Consider the following 1203-nt stretch of genomic DNA (forward strand, 5'->3'; position numbering starts at 1 on the left):
ACAGTGGATCGTCGTCATTTATGTGTGTCCATGATTTGAATTCCAGATCAATCGTTAGCGATCATTCCGATTTTGAAAAAATTGGGGTGAAACATGAACGTGGGCAAAACACTGTTTGCGCAAGTGATGGAGTATGTGCCGTGGAAAACATTCGCGCGCATCATCGATCGGCACAGCGGCGATTCTGGAGTGCGCACTTTAGGGTGCGCCGATTTGTTTCGCGTCATGGCATTCGCGCAACTGACTTGGCGAGAATCGTTGCGCGACATCGAATCTTGTCTCGCATCCAACCAAGGCAAGCTGTATCACATGGGCTTGGGCGGTGTTCCGGCCAGATCGACGCTCTCGGACGCGCTGAATCAGCGGAACTGGCGCATCTACCACGATTTGGCTATGCACCTGATCATTCGGGCACGCAACCTTTACGCCACCGAACCAACGGGGCTGGAACTCGACGCGACGGTCTACGCGCTGGACTCGACTACCATCGACTTGTGCTTGAGCCTGTTCGACTGGGCGCCGTTTCGCAGCACCAAGGCGGCGGTGAAGATGCACACGCTGTTGGATTTGCGCGGGGCAATTCCCGCTTTTATTCACATCAGCGATGGCAAGATGAGCGATGTAAAAGTGTTCGACCTGTTGCCTATCGAGACGGGCGCGTTTTACGTGATGGATCGAGGTTATCTGGATTTTGGCCGATTCTTCAAGATGCATCAGACGGGGGCGTTCTTTGTAACCCGTGCCAAGCGAGGCATGAATGCCCGTCGTGTGTATTCGGCAAAAACCGATCGAACGACAGGTGTGATCTGCGATCAGACGATTCGTCTCAAGGGGTTTTACGTCTCGAAAAACTATCCCGAACATTTGCGGCACACTCGTTACAAAGATCCCGAGTCGGGCAAGACATTTGTGTTTCTGACCAACAACACAACGTTGCCGCCGTTGACCATCGCCGCGTTGTACAAGCGTCGCTGGCAAGTGGAATTGTTTTTCAAATGGATCAAGCAACACCTGCGCATCAAACGATTTCTGGGAACGAGCGAGAACGCCGTGAAGACGCAAATCTGGTGCGCCGTATCCACCTACGTGTTAATTGCCATTGTTAAAAAGGAGCTTCACCTCAATGCTTCGCTTTACACTTTATTACAGATTTTATCGGTGTCAGTTTTCGAGAAAACCCATATTTCATGCGCCTTGCAGCCA

General features: G+C 51.6%; 1 protein-coding gene. It reads left to right on the forward strand.

Annotated elements, in window-relative coordinates; translation table 11 throughout:
- Positions 1 to 93: 93 nt before the first annotated feature.
- Positions 94 to 1203 (forward strand): IS4 family transposase (locus BLP80_RS14955; protein WP_090544527.1); only part of this gene is annotated, 1110 nt, incomplete at its 3' end.

Origin of the sequence: Nitrosomonas sp. Nm132, assembly GCF_900100485.1 — a bacterium.
In the GTDB taxonomy this organism is placed as follows: domain Bacteria; phylum Pseudomonadota; class Gammaproteobacteria; order Burkholderiales; family Nitrosomonadaceae; genus Nitrosomonas.